Origin of the sequence: Nakamurella alba, from assembly GCF_009707545.1 — a bacterium.
In the GTDB taxonomy this organism is placed as follows: domain Bacteria; phylum Actinomycetota; class Actinomycetes; order Mycobacteriales; family Nakamurellaceae; genus Nakamurella; species Nakamurella alba.
The window spans coordinates 575,935-593,896 of the sequence record NZ_WLYK01000001.1; the positions used below are offsets into that span (position 1 = coordinate 575,935).

At 68.6% G+C, this 17,962-nt stretch carries 17 protein-coding genes and 1 tRNA gene; 8 read left to right on the forward strand and 10 right to left on the reverse strand.

Annotation, left to right across the window (positions count from 1 at the left end; all coding sequences use genetic code 11):
* Positions 1–61: 61 nt before the first annotated feature.
* From GIS00_RS02490 to GIS00_RS02520, 7 genes are all read right to left on the reverse strand, one after another.
* Positions 62–1,399, reverse strand: a complete 1,338-nt coding sequence (locus tag GIS00_RS02490; RefSeq protein WP_154766807.1) for an META domain-containing protein — start codon at positions 1,397–1,399, stop codon at positions 62–64.
* Entirely contained in the window at positions 1,396–1,893 is a 498-nt protein-coding gene (locus GIS00_RS02495; protein ID WP_154766808.1) for an RNA polymerase sigma factor, read from the reverse strand. Before GIS00_RS02495 ends, GIS00_RS02490 begins: the two co-directional genes overlap by 4 nt.
* A gap of 48 nt (positions 1,894–1,941) precedes the next feature.
* On the reverse strand, positions 1,942–2,439 hold the full coding sequence (locus GIS00_RS02500; protein ID WP_154766809.1) for a hypothetical protein: 498 nt from the start codon (positions 2,437–2,439) through the stop codon (positions 1,942–1,944).
* A gap of 26 nt (positions 2,440–2,465) precedes the next feature.
* Entirely contained in the window at positions 2,466–3,911 is a 1,446-nt protein-coding gene (locus GIS00_RS02505) for a Kelch repeat-containing protein (RefSeq protein WP_196073086.1), read from the reverse strand.
* Complete coding sequence (locus GIS00_RS28760; RefSeq protein ID WP_322097383.1) at positions 3,908–4,393, reverse strand: SigE family RNA polymerase sigma factor; 486 nt, start codon at positions 4,391–4,393, stop codon at positions 3,908–3,910. The genes GIS00_RS02505 and GIS00_RS28760 overlap by 4 nt, the downstream gene beginning before the upstream one ends.
* Positions 4,394–4,465: 72 nt before the next feature.
* A complete protein-coding gene (locus tag GIS00_RS02515; RefSeq protein WP_154766811.1) occupies positions 4,466–6,628 on the reverse strand; it encodes a hypothetical protein in 2,163 nt (720 codons plus the stop codon).
* Positions 6,618–7,091, reverse strand: coding sequence for a sigma-70 family RNA polymerase sigma factor (locus GIS00_RS02520; protein ID WP_154766812.1), 474 nt, complete (start codon positions 7,089–7,091; stop codon positions 6,618–6,620). The genes GIS00_RS02515 and GIS00_RS02520 overlap by 11 nt, the downstream gene beginning before the upstream one ends.
* Before the next feature lie 146 nt (positions 7,092–7,237).
* On the opposite strand from GIS00_RS02520, the gene GIS00_RS02525 reads away from it, so the two are divergent.
* The 5 genes from GIS00_RS02525 (at position 7,238) to GIS00_RS02545 (ending at position 12,556) form a co-directional block, all read left to right on the forward strand.
* A complete protein-coding gene (locus tag GIS00_RS02525; RefSeq protein WP_196073087.1) occupies positions 7,238–7,750 on the forward strand; it encodes a sigma-70 family RNA polymerase sigma factor in 513 nt (170 codons plus the stop codon).
* Positions 7,728–9,002 carry a hypothetical protein gene (locus GIS00_RS02530; RefSeq protein ID WP_154766814.1) on the forward strand — a complete coding sequence of 425 codons (1,275 nt, stop codon included), beginning with the start codon at positions 7,728–7,730 and terminating at the stop codon, positions 9,000–9,002. The genes GIS00_RS02525 and GIS00_RS02530 overlap by 23 nt, the downstream gene beginning before the upstream one ends.
* An 842-nt stretch (positions 9,003–9,844) precedes the next feature.
* Positions 9,845–11,131: an Ig-like domain-containing protein gene (locus GIS00_RS28765; RefSeq protein WP_154766815.1), complete on the forward strand. Its 1,287-nt coding sequence runs from the start codon at positions 9,845–9,847 to the stop codon at positions 11,129–11,131.
* Between the two features lie 20 nt (positions 11,132–11,151).
* Positions 11,152–11,676, forward strand: a complete 525-nt coding sequence (locus GIS00_RS02540) for a DinB family protein (RefSeq protein ID WP_154766816.1) — start codon at positions 11,152–11,154, stop codon at positions 11,674–11,676.
* Between the two features lie 466 nt (positions 11,677–12,142).
* Positions 12,143–12,556, forward strand: a complete 414-nt coding sequence (locus GIS00_RS02545) for a hypothetical protein (protein WP_154766817.1) — start codon at positions 12,143–12,145, stop codon at positions 12,554–12,556.
* 44 nt (positions 12,557–12,600) lie between these two features.
* Here the strand turns inward: GIS00_RS02545 and GIS00_RS02550 are convergent, their stop codons facing one another.
* Positions 12,601–13,539, reverse strand: coding sequence for an NADP-dependent oxidoreductase (locus tag GIS00_RS02550; protein WP_154766818.1), 939 nt, complete (start codon positions 13,537–13,539; stop codon positions 12,601–12,603).
* 111 nt (positions 13,540–13,650) lie between these two features.
* Here GIS00_RS02550 and GIS00_RS02555 point away from each other — a divergent pair, with 111 nt between their 5' ends.
* Entirely contained in the window at positions 13,651–14,163 is a 513-nt protein-coding gene (locus tag GIS00_RS02555) for a MarR family winged helix-turn-helix transcriptional regulator (RefSeq protein ID WP_154766819.1), read from the forward strand.
* Positions 14,164–14,224: 61 nt separating this feature from the next.
* On the opposite strand, the gene GIS00_RS02560 is transcribed toward GIS00_RS02555, so the two are convergent.
* Together GIS00_RS02560 and GIS00_RS02565 are read right to left on the reverse strand one after the other, a co-directional pair.
* Positions 14,225–14,298 (reverse strand) — tRNA-Leu (locus GIS00_RS02560).
* Positions 14,299–14,336: 38 nt separating this feature from the next.
* On the reverse strand, positions 14,337–14,885 hold the full coding sequence (locus GIS00_RS02565; RefSeq protein WP_154766820.1) for a dihydrofolate reductase family protein: 549 nt from the start codon (positions 14,883–14,885) through the stop codon (positions 14,337–14,339).
* Between the two features lie 370 nt (positions 14,886–15,255).
* Here GIS00_RS02565 and GIS00_RS02570 point away from each other — a divergent pair, with 370 nt between their 5' ends.
* Together GIS00_RS02570 and GIS00_RS28260 are read left to right on the forward strand one after the other, a co-directional pair.
* Positions 15,256–17,796 carry a putative bifunctional diguanylate cyclase/phosphodiesterase gene (locus tag GIS00_RS02570; protein WP_196073089.1) on the forward strand — a complete coding sequence of 847 codons (2,541 nt, stop codon included), beginning with the start codon at positions 15,256–15,258 and terminating at the stop codon, positions 17,794–17,796.
* Positions 17,793–17,915 carry a hypothetical protein gene (locus GIS00_RS28260; RefSeq protein WP_255454593.1) on the forward strand — a complete coding sequence of 41 codons (123 nt, stop codon included), beginning with the start codon at positions 17,793–17,795 and terminating at the stop codon, positions 17,913–17,915. The genes GIS00_RS02570 and GIS00_RS28260 overlap by 4 nt, the downstream gene beginning before the upstream one ends.
* Positions 17,916–17,962: the final 47 nt, after the last annotated feature.

The following is a 17,962-nucleotide window of genomic DNA, read 5'->3' on the forward strand; positions in this document are numbered from 1 at the left end:
GACGGTCATGCAGCTGCGGCGGTTGGACAGGTCGACGAGAGAGTCCGACTGATGCCAGACGTCAGCAGGTGCTGATGCAGGGGGTGAGTTCCCACTGGAACGTTCCGCGTACATCGTTCAGGTAGAGGGTGTCCCGCACGCGGTACCACGTCACCTGGGCGTCACCGAACGAGAACCGCTGCGCGGTGGTGGAGTCCGGGTGCGATTGTCCCGGCTCGAGCAGTTCGACACGGCAAGGCGCCTCTGACATGAACCGCGGACCGATGGTGATCTCCCGATCGTCAGCGACGACGGTTCCGTCGAAGTAGTTGCAGGCCTCGGTGCCACTGACCTTTCCGTCGGAGAACTCGACGGTGGCCGTGCTGTAGGGGGTGCGACGAATGCCATCGACGATGACGGCATCGAGCCGCCACTTCACGCCGTATACCTCGGCGGCGAGGCTCCGCGTTCCGGTGAAGGTGAAGGAGCTGCCGTCCTGCGTGATCAGCGTCAGTACATTCCCGGACACGGTCCACTCGGTGTCACCCTGCAGTCGCCTTGGATAGACGTCGCCCACGACCATGTCGGGCGCGCATGCCATGGCGGTGCTGCTCCCAGTCGCCGGGAAGGTCACGGTGCGGGCCGTGACCGTGGTCCCTACGAACGAGAAGGTGTTGCAGCCGTAGTGGCCGTCGGCCAGCCCCGGGCCCATCGCAAGGGTCAGCTGCCGACCGCGCACGTCCTTGATGTCGCCGTTGATCGTGGCCGAGGTCATTCGCCAGGTGATGCCGTAGAGCAGTGCTTGCGGGTCACGGCGACCGAAGTAGATGAACACGTCACCGTTCGCGGCGGTCAGGGTCAAGGTGTCATTCTTGACAGCCCAACGGGTGTTTCCGGACATCACGCCGGGGTAGACATCGCCGACCAACTCGTCGGGTGGACATAAGGCCTGCGTCGTGGCGAATCCGGAGAACCGGATCGTGTCCGGTGAGACGCTGATGTGGGTCCAGACGTTGTTGCATCCGTTCGACCCATTTGCTGTGTTCTCGCCGAACTCCAGTGTGGCGCCGTCGTTCCCGGCGATCCTCGGCTCGCCGTCGATCACCGCGGAGGTCATGCGCCAGCGGATGCCATACAGCAGGAACCGGGGGTCGGGCGCCTCGGCGGCCGGCGCCGATTCCGTCGCGCTCCCCGACAATGCCGGAGGAGCAGTGGAAACGTCTTGCGCCGGCCGGACGAAGCGGTAGGCGGTGAATCCCACCAGCAACAGTGCGACCACCGCCGCAGCGAGCAACGCTGAAGTGCCCCAACGGATGTGCCGGCGCTCCCGCGGGAACTCGGGCACCACCGTCGGTGCGTGCGCGATGCCGGAGTCGCCCCAGCCTTGTAGCGCCCGGTCGAGGTAGTCGTCGGTGATCACGGGGTCTCCTCGAGGGCGGTGCGCAGGGCGGTGCGGGCGTCGAACAGGTGGGACTTCACCGAGCCGACGCTGATCGAGAGGGCGACAGCGATCTCGGCGATCGGCAGCCCGGCCATGTAGTGCAGGGTCACCACCTGGCGCTGGCGGCGCGGCAACGTGCCGACCGCGCGTTCCAGGTCGAGATGCTCCGGATCAACGGGCCCGACATGGGTCACCTCGAGTTCCGGGTCCGGACGGCGCCGGGTGCGGTGACGCCGGGCGCGGTCGTAGAGGATCGAGGCCAGGAACGCGCGGCTCGAACCCCGGGCCGAGTCGAACTTGTCCTGCTGCTGCCAGCCGCGGAGCAGGGTCTCCTGGACCAGGTCGTCGGCATCGTGCTCGCCGACCTCGCGGACCGCGATCGCGGACAGCACCGCCAGGTGCGGCGCGACCCAGGCGTCGAAGGTCGTCGGGGCGCGGTCCGGCAGGGACACCGGGGCCTCGGGGCGGGTCACACCACGAGTACACCCGACCGCTGCGAAAAGGTTGGGTGGCGGTGCCGATCAGTGCGTGGGGCCGATGCCGGGGCCGCTCAACCCGTAGATGTTGTCGCCGGTGGCCGCATCGATCCAGGCGACTGATGAGCAGGTGTACGGTCCGTCGTCCTGCGCGGCTCCGGCCGGCAGGCAGTTGAACCCGGGCGAGATGACCTCGTAGACCAGCCGGTCCTTCATCAGCGGGATGGATTCGGTCGAACTGTAGGTCCCGGCGCCATGGGTGGTGGCGACTCCGATCCGGACGACCAACCCCGAACTCGCCCCGCACACCGACTTGCCGGTGACGCACGTCCGCATCGCGAGGTCGACGTCGACGTCCGGATCCGCATCGGCCGGGGGCGGCACGACGACCACGGCACCGCCGTCCCACTCCTCCCGCTGCTGTACATCGCCCTGGAAGTCGAAGACGACCGCCGACGAATCATCTGCGGCAGTGCTTCTCGAACATCCCGCCAACAGCAGTGCAGCCGTCATCGCCGCGGCAAACCAGCGCGACCGGTCCATGCGCGGAACTGTAGAGGGGGTGGCGATCATCCGGGGATGAACTCGAGACCGGACGGTGCGTCCGGTGACACCGTGGTCGGCGGAGTGCCGATCCACCCGGTGGCCGACGGGTCCAGCAACGGACCCCACATCAGCAGCGAGGTCCCCGTCCACACCTGGACGGCAGGTCCCCAGGCAGGAGCGGGAGGAAGCTCGGTCCACTCGTCGGTGGTGGGGTCCCAGGTGGCCGCGAGACCAGTTGTGTTCGTCTGCCCGTCTGGCGAGGCGTCGATCGAGGTGCCGTTGACGGACATCAGCGCCGCTCCCGTCCAGACGAACGACTGGTTGATGTCGTCCCATGGACCTGCTGCGATGTCGGTCGATGCGCCCGTGGCCGGATCGAAGAGGAACCCGGGTCCCAACGACGGCATCGGGACGCTCCAGAATGGCGGGTATCGCGGTGGAGAAGGCGGCTGCAGCAGACCGGAGCCGGTCTCGATGGGCGCACGGATCCGTTGCTGCTCAGGAATTCCCACCGCTGTCGCCCTGGTCGCGACGCCGATGCGGAACCCGTCGACCCCAGTCTGACTGCCGGCCGATGTCTCCGGTGCCCCGCCCGAGGGCGCTTTCGACTCCCAGAAGGCCCAGAGGTAGGCGCCTCCGGTGTCGCCGGCAAGCTCGATGGCGAACGGGACATGGCCGGCCGGCAGGGTCGGTGACGGAAGTGTCTGCCACGTCATCGATGTCGGGTCGAGGAGCGCCAACTGGATCCCGCTCGCCGCATCCGACGGCGGAACGGACGCCACCATCACCTCTGCTCCGACCATGATCAACTGTTGGCTGGTCGATGGCTGCAGCGGGGCTGCCGGCAGGGTCCGCCACGTGTTGGTCGAGGGCGTGTACGCGGCGCCGTCGCCTTCGGGACCGTCCGCGCCGGTTCCGCCGATGATCAGGAACTCACTGCCGGTCCAGACGGTCGCGGGTGAGTAGCGGGCAGAGATCGGGGCAGCGGGCAGGGTCCGCCAGGTGTGGGTGGCCGGGTTGTAGGCCGCGCCGTCTCCTGCCGGGTCATCGCCGGTAGCTCCGGATGAGAGTCCGCCCCACACCAGCATTTCGCTGCCGGTCCAGGTCGAGGCTGCCGAGAAGCGAGGCGCTATCGGTGCGTCAGGAATGGCCGACCAGTGACCGGCGGCGAGTTGCTCGGCCGTCACTCCTGACGGCTCGGTGACACCGGTCGGCTGCGCGGGGGACACGGGCATGGAAGTCTCCGTCGGCGGCGAGATCGGTTCGACCACCGACTCCCGGCGGAACTGAGCCACCGCGAGTGTGCCGGCAAGCAGCACGACCACCGCTGCGGCGGCCAGCACGGCGATCCGCCGGCGGCGGCGGAACCGTACATCGATCCCGCGACGCACGGTCGCCAGCACGGCGGAGCTATCCGGCGCATGGGATTCTTCGGCAGCCAGTGCGGTCCGGAGGTCGTGGTCGGTCATGACAGCCTCCGCTCCGAGCCGGCCCGAAGTGCGGCCAACGCCTGGGAGATGTGGGATCGGACGGTGGCCGGTGCGCATCCGAGGACGTCGGCGATGGCCGGGTCGGGCAGGTCGAGGTAGTAGCGGAGCACCAGTGCGGCGCGCTGTCGATCGGGGAGTAGTGCCAGCAGGCGGGATGTCTCGTCACGGCGCTGCACCGTCTCGCTGGGATCCGGCACGGCCTGGTCGAGCATGGTCGGATCGTCGGTCGGGTCGGTACGGCGGCGGGTGACTTTCCGCCGGTCGGCGAGGAACGTGGTGGTCACCATGCGGCGGACGTAGGCGAGCGGGTGGTCGAGAGTGGCGATGCGGGACCAGCGGGCATGGGCGGCGATCAGGGCGTCGGCGAGCACGTCGTGGGCGAGTTGGCGGTCGCCGGTGAGCACACCGGCGAACCGCGTGAGACCGGCGATCTCCCGCTGCACGAACACCTCGAACTCCACCCGCCCTCCTGCCCCGACACTCTGCGCCTCCGAATAGGTGATGTCACCAGCGAGCCGGATTGTGCAGTCGGGTCAGGGTCGGGCCGGCAGCAGGACGTGTTGGTTGTTCACGAGCAGTTCAAGTGGTCGGTCGGCCGTGAATCCAGGTGGCAGCGCGATCAGTATCGGGCGACTGACGAAGTTGTCGTTGCACGTACCGAAGTACGAGGAAGCCTGCACCAGGATGGACACCCTCGCATCGCCGAGATCTTCCACGCTCGTGACGCTCTTGAAACAGTTCCCAGTGGCGGACGTCCTCAGCACCAGCAGATCTCCTTCCGCAGCCCAGGAGATCGAGTCGACCAACCTGATCGGGCTGCCTTCGACGTCGGTGGAGACGGTCGTCGCGGAGGATTCTGGATCCGTTTCTTCCGGAAGGACGGATCCTGTGGCTCTGGGCGTCGCCGACGAGCCGGGTTCCCTGGCAGGTAGGAAGACTTCCTGGTTGCCGACCAGAAGGTTGAGTGTCTGGTCGGATGTGAATCCCGGCGGCAGTGCCAGCAGATACGGCGTCGGAGACAGATCCGCCGTGCACATCTCGGGGCCGTGGTACGCCTCCACCAGGATGAACACCCGGGAATCGCCGAGATCCTCGACCTTCGTCACAGGGTTGGGGCAGCTACCGCTACCCAAGGACTCGACCAGAAGGAAGTCGCCTTCTGCGGCCCAGGAGACGGAGGCGACCTTCTTGATTGGCTCGCCCCAGATGTCGGTGGTGACCACCGGGCCGACGGGGGACAGACCGTCGCCGCCGACCACCGCTCCCGTGGGCCGTGTGGGGACCGTTCCAGGAGGCCGTGTGGGAGTCGTGGGAACGGCGGTCGGCGTGCCGCCGGCTCGGGGGAGGAGTTGCGCCCGATTTCCCCCGACGATGACCGTGTAGGCCCTGTCCGGCGTCACCCCAAGCGGCGGATCGATGACAGCGGTGGTGCTGGCGAGGTCGGCGCGGCAGGTCGGTGGCGCGGATGCGGTGGAGGCGAATACCTCCCGATCGAGAATCATCGTGATGGTGTCAGCATCAGTGAGTTCGACCCGGGCGACCGTCTGCAGACAACCCGCCGTTGTGCTGCTGCTGCCTCTGGTGGTGAGGATCAAGACGTCTGCAGTCGGCGACCAGGCCACTGCGATGGCATCCGGCCCGGCTCCGACGAAGTTGGTCTGCTCGGGTAGGGAAGGGTCGGAGTTGTTGAGTCCCTGGCTGATGACCGAACCGGTCGCGGGCGACGAAGTCTTGGCCGGCAGCGTGATTCTTTCGTTGTCCCACACCACTGCCAGCGGCCTTTCGGCGTCGATTCCGGCTGGGGGCTGAATGATCGTGGTGTAGGGAACCCGGTCAGCGGTGCAGGAGTAGGACGTCGGTGTTGGCGCGACCTGGTACCGATTTCCGATGATGAGAGTGACCTCGTTGTCCCCGGTCTGCGTGATCTGCAGGACCAGCTCGGGGCAGGTACCGCTGCCGAAGGTGACGACGACAAGAGCGCCGTCCTTGGTCGACCATTCGATCGAAACATCCTTGGCGGCCGAGGGATCCGTGAACGACATGGGCATCCCGGTTGGAACGGAGCCCGGCTCAGGAAAACCCAGACCCTCGGAGATGATCGATCCAGATCCATCTGCCCGGGCCGGCACGTCGATCCGCTGATCGCCGACGACGATGGTGAGTGGTACTGCCGGTCCGATGTTCGGTGGCGGATCGATCAAGGTCGTGTGTGGTGAGAGATCGGCAGTGCACGCATTTCCGTCTGGCACGGTCTCGGTGTCGAGTGTGAGCTCGCCCGGTGCCGTCTGGCTGATCCCCCGCACGAGCTCCGGGCAACTGCTGCTGCCGAAGGTGATCACCACCAGCTGATCCGAGTGGAGGGCCCACGCAGCGAGAACTGAGCTGTCGTTGACTCCCTCGTCCCAAGGGTTCCCCGGGAAAACTCCCGTACCGGGCAGGCCTGGCGCATCGGATGCCACGGTCCACCGGTTGCTCCCGCTGCTCGCCACATCCGAGTCACCGCCGCTGCGGGTGACGCCGATGGTCACGGCCACCACCACGATTACTGCCGCCGCGGCCATCAGCGGGATCATCCAGCGCCTCGGCGATCGCTTCGACGACCGACGCAGGATGTCGTCCCACCGGAGGTCGCTGCTGAAAGTGTCGCCGTGCTCGTCGAGCGCGGTGCGGAGCCGGGTCTCGAGGTCATCGGACATGTCGGTCTCCTTCCAGAACGGGGCGGAGCGCGGCCAGCGCCCGGGACAGATGGGTCTTCACCGAACCGGCGGACACGCCCATGGCGGCCGCCGCATCGCGTTCGGACAGGTCGAGCCAGATGCGGAGCACCACGGCCTCGCGCTGGCGTTCGGGAAGTGCACCGACCGCCTCGATGACGGCCGGGTCCCGGTCCACCACCTCGGCGATCGGGGGAGCGGCCCGCGACCGCTCGCGGGCGTCCAGCTGCTGTCGGCGCGCACGGTCACGGACGAGGTTGATCACCGTGGTGCGGAGGTAGCCGACCGCGGCGTCGGTGGTCCGCACCGACCCACGCTTGGAGTAGAGCCGGGCGAAGGCCTCGGCCGCGACGTCCTCCGGGTCCGCCGCGCGCAGCTGACCGGCGAGCGCGACCGTCCGCTGCCACTGCGAGTCGAACAGCGCACGCACGTGCTGGGCCTCCACCCTCACCTCCCTCCCTCACCATCAAGACGGAGCAGCCGCCGATTTCGTTGACACGATTCCTGCGAACCCGGCACAGATCGGGTGGTTCGATCCGTCTGAACGGTAAAGGGCAGGCGATCCAGGGGGTGGTGATGAGCAATGGGGACGTGGTCGAGTTGATCCGCGTGCACGGCGACCATCTCCACCAACTCGCCTATCGCCTGACGGGCGAGCACCACGCGGCCCAGGACCTGGTGCAGTCGACGGTGCTCGTTCTGCTCCGGCGCGGGCGCCTGCGCCGACAGATCGGCGGGCTGTATCCGTACGCGCGCCGGGTGCTCACGAATCTGCACATCGACCGGCACCGGGTCCTGGCGTCGACCGAGCGGGTGGTCGACACGACGTCCGCCGTAGCCGGGCGGGCGGCATCGGGTCACCTTGCCGATGAGGTCGTCGACCGGCTCACCCTGCTCGGCGCCCTGGAGCGGCTGTCGCCACGGCAGCGAGCAGTGGTAGTGCTCCGTTATTACGAGGATCTACCTGATCCGCAGATCGCCGCGATCCTCGGCATCGACCGGGCGACCGTGCGGAGCATCGCCGCCAGATCGCTCGCCCTGCTCAGGAACGGGCACCACGCCGCAACGAAGGAGGACGAGGATGCCCAGACCGGAACGACCTGACCGCCGCACTGCCTTCGAGTACGCGCTCTCCCGGTCACTGCTCGTTGCCGATGATCCGGAACCTCCGCGTGGGCCGGCGATCCGGGACGTCCCGCGCGCGGCGCCCCGGCCCGGATGGCTGATCCCGGCACTCGCAGCCGCCGCAGTGGCCGTCGTCGTGGCCGGGACCCTGGTACTGCTACGCCAGAACGGATCCGATGGCTCCGCGACCGCACCCGCCGTGGGTACGCCCACCAGCACCGCCACCCTGACGGCAACGCCGACCGACACGGCGGCGACGGCCGGGCACCAGCCCTTACTCGGCCCGGTGCCGTCGGGATCCGACTGCGGCAGCGATGTCGAGGTCCGGCCGACATTTGCCGGCACCGGTCTCTCCCTCGAGCCGGCCGGGGGCGGCGGCATCGCAGTCACGACCGACCGGTCGCTCGTGGTGCGCCTCGAGCCCGTGGTCGACATCGTCGTCGTCGACGACGAGGGGCGGCGGATCAACCGCACGTCGGCCGTGCTGGTTGGTTCGGGGCCGACCCGGCTCACCCCAGGGACGCCGGTGGCCTTGGACCTGTCGAAGGCCGACGTCGTCGCGTGCGACGCCGCACCTGCAGCTCTTCCCGAGGGCAGCTACCGGGCAACGGTTCTGGTGTCCGTGCTGGCATCGGTCAGGTTCGACGCGCAGACGCTGGCCGCGGTGCGATCCGACTACTTCCGGATCGCCGTGGCGGCCGACGGGTCGGTGACCGTCGACCCGGCCTCCGTCGCATCGTCACCGCCGACGGACTCATCGACGGACCAGTTAGACGGCCGCGACTGCGGGGACGACATCGCCGGCCTGCAACCGGCCGCCGACCTCGGGATCGGGACGGACGTCGAGGACGGTGCACCGTCGCTGACGAACAGCACCTCGGCCGACATGACCGTGGGCCTCAGCGGAACGAACGGTCTGGCCGTTGTCGATCCCGGATCGGGCAGGAGGATCAACCAGGCGGTCGAGGTCCCGGGCCTGATCCCGCCGATCGAGATCCCCGCCGGGTCCGCGCATCGATTCGCCGAGGTCGAGTATCTGATGGGCGGCCCCTGCCCCACCGAGGAACAGGGAGCCGGAGAGAGGCCGGGCACGCTGGCCCCGGGAACGTACCGGGCGGCGATCGTCCTCGTTCTGGTTGACATGCGTTTCCCGGACGGCAGAACCGCGCCACTGCGCTCCGACTGGTTCTCGATGGAGATCCGCGGCGACGGCTCGATCATCTTCTCCTGACGGGCAGATCCTGTGCAGGCTTGCCGAGTCAGTCGGGCGATCGCATTGCGGCTGGCGTCCACGGCATGCAGTCCACGAACCGAGACGGCGGCGACCCTGCCTGGTGTCGAGTAGCCGGCACACATGCCTACCTCGTCCGCCGACGCCGCGGGCCGACAGAGTTCCACAGGTTGTCGGGAGCACCGGTGACAGGCATGTAGGGCCTGCCGTCCGCAGGTTCCCGCTCGGAACACCTCTGTGCAGGATCCCGGTCGCTTTACCGCACTCAAACGCCCTGGTCAATAGCGACTGTTGATCGGCTTGACTCGACTCCTGTCAATTCACTCTCCGGCCTGACAGTGATCCGATCCAATTCGGTATCGCTGGACCACGCCCATCGAAATGAACGGGAGAAGGCGACAACGTCTGGTGAGCAGCCGATTCCGGAACGTGAGCCCCAGTCGCCGGACGATCGGATATGCAGGGCCGCCGACCGCGCTGAGCAATGGGATGCACGACCCCGGTGCTTTCAATCGTGACGAACCGGGTATACCTGTGGTCAAGGGGCGATTCGTGCCTTCGCCGTCACATGCCACGGAGGGGAACCAACAATGAAGTGCTCCCGTCGACGATCCTCGCGATCGCGCGCGCTCGGACTCGCGCTCTCGCTGGCGCTCGCAGGGGGACTGCAGATCGCCACCGCGCCTGCTGCCGGAGCAGCGGTGCCGGTCCCAGGGGATCCCGACTGGGTGTTCCCGACGATCACGGCCCTCGTCGGTGGTGGTCCGCCTAACGGTGAGAACGGTTGGTACGTCACACAACCCGGTGTCCGGTTCCTCCTCCCCGAGGGTGCGACGGCCGACGTGGAGTACCGCTTGGACGACGGCTCGTGGACGGCGTCCCCGCCGGCCGGCGTGCCGATGGGCGAAGGGGTGCACGCGCTGGAGTACCGGGCCGCTGTCGAGGGAGTGCCGGTCGACAACACTCGCGGCATCCTGACCACCGCCGTCGACACGGTCGCGCCGACGATGGAGGTGTGGCAGGAGGGATTGCTCATGGGGTTCGTCGCGGCCGACGAGACCTCGGGAGTGGGTCGCGCGGAGTACCGGATCAACGGCGGCCCGTGGCTTCCCTATGCCGCTCCGGTCCCTGGCAAGCCCTACAGCCAGGACGTCGAGTTCCGGGTGTTCGACCGCGCAGGCCACGTGACCGCGCCTGCCGGACGGCTCCTTCCTGCCACCATCCAGCAGGACACCATCACCAGGTTGACACTGTCGGCGCCGGCACAGGTCTACAACGCTGCGGCGCCGGCGCAGGTGGTCGCAGAGATCTTTGCCTACAACGGGACGACTGCCGACGGATCGGTCCGGTTCGAGTACCTCTGCCCGCAGGGGAGACTCCTGCTGGGCACAGCTCAGGTCGCCGACAGGAAGGCGTTCTTCACCCTGCCGTCCAAGATGCCGATGTGTCTCGGCCTTCTCTCGGCCGTGTTCGTGCCGACAGGCGGACAGCAATCGCTGACCGGCACCACCGAGATCCCGTTCCCGGTGTTCCGAGCGGCCTCAGCGGTGCAGATCACCGGTCGGTCGTCGCAGGTCTACTCGGGTTCGGATCCGGTGCTGCTCACCGCTACGGCCGTCTGGTCCAGCGGACGTACCGCCGCCGGCACGATCGTGTTCGAGGAGAACGGCAAGAAGCTGTTGACCGCGCCGGTGGTCAACGGAAAGGCACAGTTCCGGGTGCCGGCGAGCCTTCCGGTCGGATTCCACCGGATCACGGCTCGCCACCTGACCGGAGATCCCACGGTGAAGGGAGTGACCAGCGAGGCCTTCACGGTGGAGGTGCAGAAGGTCACCTCGCGCACCACGACCACTGCATCGGCCACGACGCAGCGGTACGGGGGCCCGGCCCGGGTCACCGTCACGGCGACGACCGCGTACGACACGCCCGCGGCGGTCACCGGGACCGCTGTGTTCTGGGACGGTGCCACCCGGCTGGGAGCCGTGGCGGTCACGTCCGGGACAGCCAGGTTCGTGCTGCCGGCGAACCTTTCGGTCGGCGCCCACACCATCCGCGCCGACTTCCTGCCCAGTAGCCCGAATGTCGTCCGCTCCACGGGTTCATCGGTGAAGGTCGCAGTCGTCCGCTGAGCCGGAGGGCGGGACGGCGGATGAGGTCGGCCACGTACGATCGCATCGTGCCCCAGCCTGCTCGCCGACGCCGCCGTGACACCCCACCTCCTCGTACAGGTAGCTCCGAAAGTGACGTGCTGCGCGGCTTTCTCGACTACCTGCGGAACTCCGTCGCCCAGAAGGTCGAGGGGGCACCGGAGCCGGCCGTGCGGACCGCGGGGGTGCCGTCCGGCACGAACGTCCTCGGGCTGCTGCACCACCTGACGAACGTCGAGCGCTGGCTCTTCCTCGGCGAGGACGTCACCGACTGGCCGGCGACCTTCCAAGCGTCCGACGACGACAGCGTCGACGACGTCGTTGCGCGCTACCGGGACGTCGTCGACCGGGCCAACTCCGTCCTCGACTCCTGCACCGACCTTGCCGCACCGCTCCCGGCATCGGCGCCGGGGAAGCAGCCGCCGAGTGTGCGATGGGCGCTTGCGCACATGATCGAGGAGACCGGTCGGCACGCCGGCCACGCGGACATCCTGCGCGAGCAGATCGACGGCGCCACCGGCCGCTGACCGGCCGAGGCCCCATCGGACCGCAAGCGCACAGTTCTACCGCGTGCCGGTTCCATCGTGTGCGATGACGGCGCCGGGAGTAGGAATGTCCTGTCGCCCGAGGCGGGTTCCGTGTCGGCGTCCTACGCGTGCAGGCGTCCCATTTCATGCAGGAGGAACGATGAGCGGTCGGATCCGGTCCCGGGAGACTGCCGCCGGATCGGCTGCCGATCGGTCGCCGGCCGGAGCGTCACCTGTGCGGCGTCCCGCCTTCTCCGGCGTTCCGCAGGTGGACGTCCGACCGGGCCGACGTCGCTGGATGCCTGCGCTCGCCTTCGTGGTCGTCCTGCTGGGAGCCGGGGTCGTCTGGATCACCGTCGGAGGGGGACCGCGGACCGTGGACCCAGCCGGCGATCCGTGGTCGTCGTGGCAGCAGTGCCCGGCGTCGGTCCCGGACCGTGCGACGTTTCCGCAGGATCATGCCGGTGTGGACGAGTCCGTCGTCCCCGACGAACCGTCAAGTGTCCTGCTGTGCCGGTACTTCGGACTGAACGCCGGTGATGTGCTCGACAATCCGATCGCTGCGAACGTTCCGGCCGGCGACCCGGCGAACAGGTCGTGGTCCCGTTCCGGCGAACTTGCCTTCGCCCGCGAGCTGGGGACCGCCGAGCGCGTCGCACTGGTCGATGCCCTACGTGGCCCGGGAATCGGTGGCACGCAGGGTGGGGTGAGCAATTGTCCAGCGGCGACCGGTGCACTGGCCGTGGTGATCCTGCGCTACGACAACGCCGCACCCGTGGCGGTGTCGATCGAACTGGACGGCTGCAGGTCCGTGAGCAACGGGTCGTTTCATCTACGGTCCGCGATGGCCGGGGACGCGGCTGCTTCCTTGGGACCGTAGCCTGCCCGGCCATCGACAAGGCCGGGCACGGCCGACGTCACGCCTCAAACGGTCGACGGGACGGCGATGATCTTGCCGTGGACACCACCGGTCTCGGCCAGCTCGTGGATCCTCGACAGTTCGGCCAGCGGGACGCGCTGTGCGATGTCGATGTGCAGCGCATCGTTGTCGACCAGGTCGACCAGTTGCGTGAGTACCGACCGGTCGGGGTGGACGTACACGGTCGCCGCCCTCACGCCTCTCGAAGCGTCCCCGGGCGTGGCCACCCTCGGGGTGGTCGACACCACCACACCGCCGTCCCGGACCAGGGCGACCATCGCAGCGAACCCCTGCTCGTCGATGGGGGCCAGGTTGAGTAGGACATCGACCTGTTCGGGCACCGCGTCGAGCACGGAAGTCTCGGTGTGGTCGATGATCTCGTCCGCACCGGCGGCGGCGACGGTGTCCCGGCTGCGCGGGCTGGCCGTGGCGATCACCTGCGCGCCGGCGCCCTTCGCCAACTGCACCGCATAGCCGCCGACCGGACCACCGGCGCCGTTGATCAGGATCCGCTGACCCGCAGACAACCTGCCCACCTCGAACAGGGCCTGGTGTGCGGTGAGACCGACCGAGGGCAGGCCGGCGGCATCCTCAAGAGCGACACGGGTGGGCGCCACCACCAGGGCCTCCGCCGGCGCGACGACGAACTCGGCGGCCGCGCCGTTCTCGGTCATCGGAAGGAACCCGACGACCCGGTCGCCGATCGCCAGGGAGTTGACGCCGTCCCCGAGAACCTCGACCGTGCCGGACACGTCGTAGCCCGGTGTGTGCGGCAGCGTGATCGGGATCGGCAAGAAACCGCCGCGCAGTCCGCCGTCGGCCGGGTTGTAGGCCGCACCGGCGACCCGGACGAGCACCTGTCCCGCGCCGGAGATCGGCCGGTCGACCTCTTCGTAGCGAAGGACCTCGGGTCCGCCTGTGCGATGGAACCGGACTGCCTTCATGGTGTGCTCCTCCGTTAAGTGCTTCGGATTCGAAGCGACTGGTTGCGACCGTACGCGTGCTTCGAATCAGAAGCAAATACTTCGAGTTAGTAGCACTGATAGATTCGGTGAATGACGACCCCGCCCCCGTTGGACGCCGTGCAATTGTCCGGCTACCTAGCCCTGATCGAGGCCAGCAGTCTGTTGAAACACGCTGTCGAGCAACAGCTCCGCGTGGCGGGGGAGCTCACCTATGTGCAGTTCCAACTGCTCGCCACCTTGGGTGACAGCCCGGCCGGCAGTCGGCGGATGACGGATCTGGCCGACGGGGTCGTCTACAGCCGCAGCGGCCTGACCTATCAGGCCCAGACGCTCGAGCAGCGGGGACTGATCACCCGTGCCCAGTCGCCGGACGACGAGCGCAGCACCACGGTCACGCTCAGCGATGCCGGCCGTGCCGTCCTCGCCGACGTGTTTCCCGGCCACATCGCGCTGGTCCACGAGATGCTGTTCGCGCCGCTGTCCCGATCGGACATCGAGACCCTGGCCGACATCCTCGGGCGGGTCCGGGATCACATGCGGCGATCTGCTCCACGGTCGGCGGCGCCTCGACGCCGCTCAGGACGTGCGGGCTCGCCAGGATGAAGGTCTGCCCCCGAGTGTTCCCGGAACGGTGTTGCCGGCGGCGCGACCGATGACGACGATGTGCCCCCGGCGGGATTCGAACCCGCAACACATCGCTTTTAAGGCGACCGCCTCTGCCAGTTGGGCTACGGGGGCCGACGGCCCGTCGACTCTATCGGGCAGGCCCGCTCTGCTCAGCCCGCCGGCTGATAGGTCAACAGCACCACGCCGGAAGTGTGGACCTTGGAATCGACGAGGGTGAAGCGCGGGCCGGTGCCGTCGGGGAAGAGGGACCGCCCGCCGCCCTGCGCGGCGGGGTAGAGGAAGACGCGGACGAGATCGACGAGCCCGGTGTCCCAGAGCGACTGCACCAGGGTCACGCTGCCGGTGATCACGATGTCCGCACCGGGCCGGTCCTTGAGTGCGGCCAGCTCCTCGGCGGCCGGCCCGCGGAGGATCGTCGACCGTTGCCAGGAGGTGGATTCCAGCGTCGTACTCAGGACGTACTTGTCGACGCCGTTAAGGTAGTCGGTCACCCCGGTCCGGTCGTCGGTCTGCAACGGCCAGAAGCCCTGGAACTCCTCGAAGGTCTGCCGGCCCAGCACCAGCGCGTCCGCGGCCGCCTGGTGCTCATGGTTGGTCGCCAGCAGTTCGTCGTCCTGGGCGGCCGGGTCGAACCAGTCCCCCATCGGGGAGACGATGCCGTCGAGGGCCATGTTCTCGGTGACGATGAGTCGTCGCATACCCGATCGGTACCCGTCCACCGCCGCCACCCACCTGCCGTGCGCGCTGTGCCACGGCCAGCCGTGGCGCCATGTCCGGTTTGCTGCATCACATCCGATTGGCGGCAGACGAACCGCGCCATAGCGAACTCCGACGGCCTGACGGGCGTCACTCGTTCGCCGACTCTGTGGATGACCTGCTCGGGCAACTGTGTGCCCACCGAACGCCCGGAGCATCGGACGGGTGGGTTCGGTTGCGAAGAGTAGTTGTACGACGCCGTTTCTGTCATATTGACCACCGCAATCACCTTCTGCCGGACGGCCCTCCGTGTGACCGCCGCAGGAGGGCACCGCAGAACGGATGGAGACACACGGTGGACCGGGGAGTGCGATGAGCGGCTGGGAGTTGACGGCTGCCTTCAACATCATCACCGCGCTGGCGTATCTGGGCATCTGCCTGACCATCCTGCGCGGACTGGTCCACACCGGGCAGATCCGCACCAACCTGCTCGCGCTGGCCACGGCCGGCATCTTCCTCACCTGCGCCGCCCACCACAGCCACCACGCGCTGCATCTGCTGGTCGACGACGACCCGGTCCGGCTCGCCGCCGTGCGGAGCTCGTTCGACGGCTGGTCGAGCGTCTTGATCGACGTGATCGCCGCCGCGGTCGGCATCACCTACCTCAGCATGCGCAGCCGCTACTCGGTGCTGCTCCGGTCCCCGTCGATGTTCGACGTGGTCGGCGAGGCCCGCTACCGGCAGCTCGCTTCCACCCTGCCGCAGACGACGGTGGTCCTCTACGACCGCGACATGCGGGTGCTGCTGGCCGAGGGGGTGCTCGAGGACCTACCGGTCGAAGGCTCGCTGGAAGGGCGGCTGCTGTCGGACATCCTGCAGGACGAGGTGTTCGCGATGGTCGAGCCGATGTTCGCCCGGGTGCTGGCGGGCGACTCGGTCGACACCGACTTCTTCCACCCGGTGGACCGGAAGACCTACCGACTCCGCATCCAGCCGATTTTCGGTGAGAAGCGGGAGATCTCGGGCGGTGTGGTCTTCGCCGAGAACGTGACCGAGGACCGGGCGCGGCGGGCACAGCTGGCCGAGGCGATCGCGTTCAACCAGGCGGTGCTGGCCGCCAGCCCCGACATCACCATGATCACCGACCTGCGCACGGGTGAGATCACCTGGAGCTCGCGCAGCGTGCTGGACATGCTCGACTGGCCCGCCGACGGGGACACCGGCATCGTGACCACCGGCCGCAGCGGTAGCTGGAGCACGGAGGGTCCTGCCGACACCCAGGACCGGCTCGACGATCTGGTCGCACTCGAGGACGTCGGTCGCCTCCGTGCCGCCGAACGGGCGGTGCTCGAGCTGCCGGACGGGGAGAGCGTCACCGTCCGGTACCGGATGCGCGGCGGCGACGGCGGCGAGCGCTGGCTGTCCCGCCGGTCCACCCCGTTCTCCCGGGACGTGCACGGCGCCGTCGTCTCGTCCCTGTCCATCGTCCGGGAGATCACCGATGCGATGAACGCCGAGCAGCAACTGCAGCACGCCGCCCTGCACGACCCGCTCACCGGCCTGCCCAACCGCAGTCTGCTGGTCGACCGCATCGCCTCGGCGATCGCCCGTGTCGACCGGGACGACGGCGAGGTCGCCGTGCTGTTCTGCGATCTCGACAACTTCAAGCGGATCAACGACTCCGCCGGTCACGCGGCCGGCGACGCCGTCCTCCGCGAGGTCGCCGAGCGGCTGGTGCGGTCGCTGCGCAAGGGCGACTCGGTGGCGAGGGTCGGTGGTGACGAGTTCGTGATCGTGCTGGAGGCCGCGGCCCGGGAGGAGGACCCGGACGACGCCGAGGACACCGTCAGCGTCGGCGGGGAGAGCTTCGCGGTCAACGTCGCACGCCGGGTGATCGCCGCCGTCGGCCTGCCGATCCGTTACGAGGGGCACGATCTCACCGTCTCGATCAGCGTCGGGCTCACCTTCGCCCGCCGCGACTCCATCGCCGACGACGTGCTGCGCGACGCCGACGCCGCGATGTACCTGGCCAAGCAGCACGGCCGGGACCGGTTCGAGATCTTCGACGACTCGCTGCGGGCCGAGGTCGCCGGCCGGGACCGGGTCGAGCACGCCCTGCGCGAGGCGCTGGGCCTGGAACCGGCCACCGGTGCCCGGCTCTCGGTCGCCTACCAGCCGCAGTACGACCTCACCGACGGTCGGCTGGTCGGGTTCGAGGCGCTCGCCCGGCTGATCGACTCGTCCGGCGCGAACATCCCGCCGGACCAGTTCGTCCCGGTGGCCGAGGCGCGGGGCCTGATCGCCCCGCTCGGGGCGACGGTGCTGGAGGTTTCGCTCGGCGACCTGGCGGTCTGGCACCGGACGCACCCGGACGGCCCGGCGCCCAAGCTCGCGGTCAACTTCAGCGCCCGGCAGGCGCAGCAGGCCGATCTGTCCGAGCTGGTGCTGAGTTCGCTGCGCCGGCACGACCTCTCGCCCTCCGACCTGACCCTGGAGCTCACCGAGTCGATCCTGCTGGAGACCGGGTCGTCCGGGATGCGTCAGCTCGGCACCCTGCACGAGGCCGGTGTCGGCATCGCCATCGACGACTTCGGCACCGGTTACGCCAGCCTGAGTTACCTGGCCACGCTGCCGATCTCATCGCTCAAGGTGGACCGGTCGTTCACCGCCGGTATGCCGCACGAGAAGGCCAGTGCCACCATCGTCCGGTCGATCGCCGCGCTGGCCGCCGAGCTCGGGCTGTCCTGTGTCGTCGAGGGGATCGAGACCGAACGGCAACTCGCGGCGCTGCCGGCCGGGGTGCTCGGGCAGGGCTACCTGCTCGGCCGGCCCAGCCCCGGGCTGGACACCAACTGGGCCGGGGTACCGCTGCCGCGCACCGAGGCATCCGCCGGTCAGCCGGTGGCCGGGTGAACCATTTCTGGCACATCGTGGCCGGCGCAGGCCCTTTCGTCCTGGTCGGCGGGTACCTGCTCCGGGAGTACCTGAAGCGACAGCGATCCCGACCGGGCGGGGTCGGCCGGGGTCGCTGAGGAAAGCCGGCCACGGGTGGGTGGTGTCGTCCACCACCCACCCGTCA

Bases quoted from the DNA above. Each gene is read 5' to 3' on its own strand.
- GIS00_RS02500 (WP_154766809.1), bottom strand. From the start codon at position 2,439: ATGGACCGGTCGCGCTGGTTTGCCGCGGCGATGACGGCTGCACTGCTG.
- GIS00_RS02505 (WP_196073086.1), bottom strand. From the start codon at position 3,911: ATGACCGACCACGACCTCCGGACCGCACTGGCTGCCGAAGAATCCCAT.
- GIS00_RS02515 (WP_154766811.1), bottom strand. From the start codon at position 6,628: ATGTCCGATGACCTCGAGACCCGGCTCCGCACCGCGCTCGACGAGCAC.
- GIS00_RS02530 (WP_154766814.1), top strand. From the start codon at position 7,728: ATGCCCAGACCGGAACGACCTGACCGCCGCACTGCCTTCGAGTACGCG.
- GIS00_RS02540 (WP_154766816.1), top strand. From the start codon at position 11,152: ATGAGGTCGGCCACGTACGATCGCATCGTGCCCCAGCCTGCTCGCCGA.
- GIS00_RS02550 (WP_154766818.1), bottom strand. From the start codon at position 13,539: ATGAAGGCAGTCCGGTTCCATCGCACAGGCGGACCCGAGGTCCTTCGC.
- GIS00_RS02555 (WP_154766819.1), top strand. From the start codon at position 13,651: ATGACGACCCCGCCCCCGTTGGACGCCGTGCAATTGTCCGGCTACCTA.
- GIS00_RS02565 (WP_154766820.1), bottom strand. From the start codon at position 14,885: ATGCGACGACTCATCGTCACCGAGAACATGGCCCTCGACGGCATCGTC.
- GIS00_RS02570 (WP_196073089.1), top strand. From the start codon at position 15,256: ATGAGCGGCTGGGAGTTGACGGCTGCCTTCAACATCATCACCGCGCTG.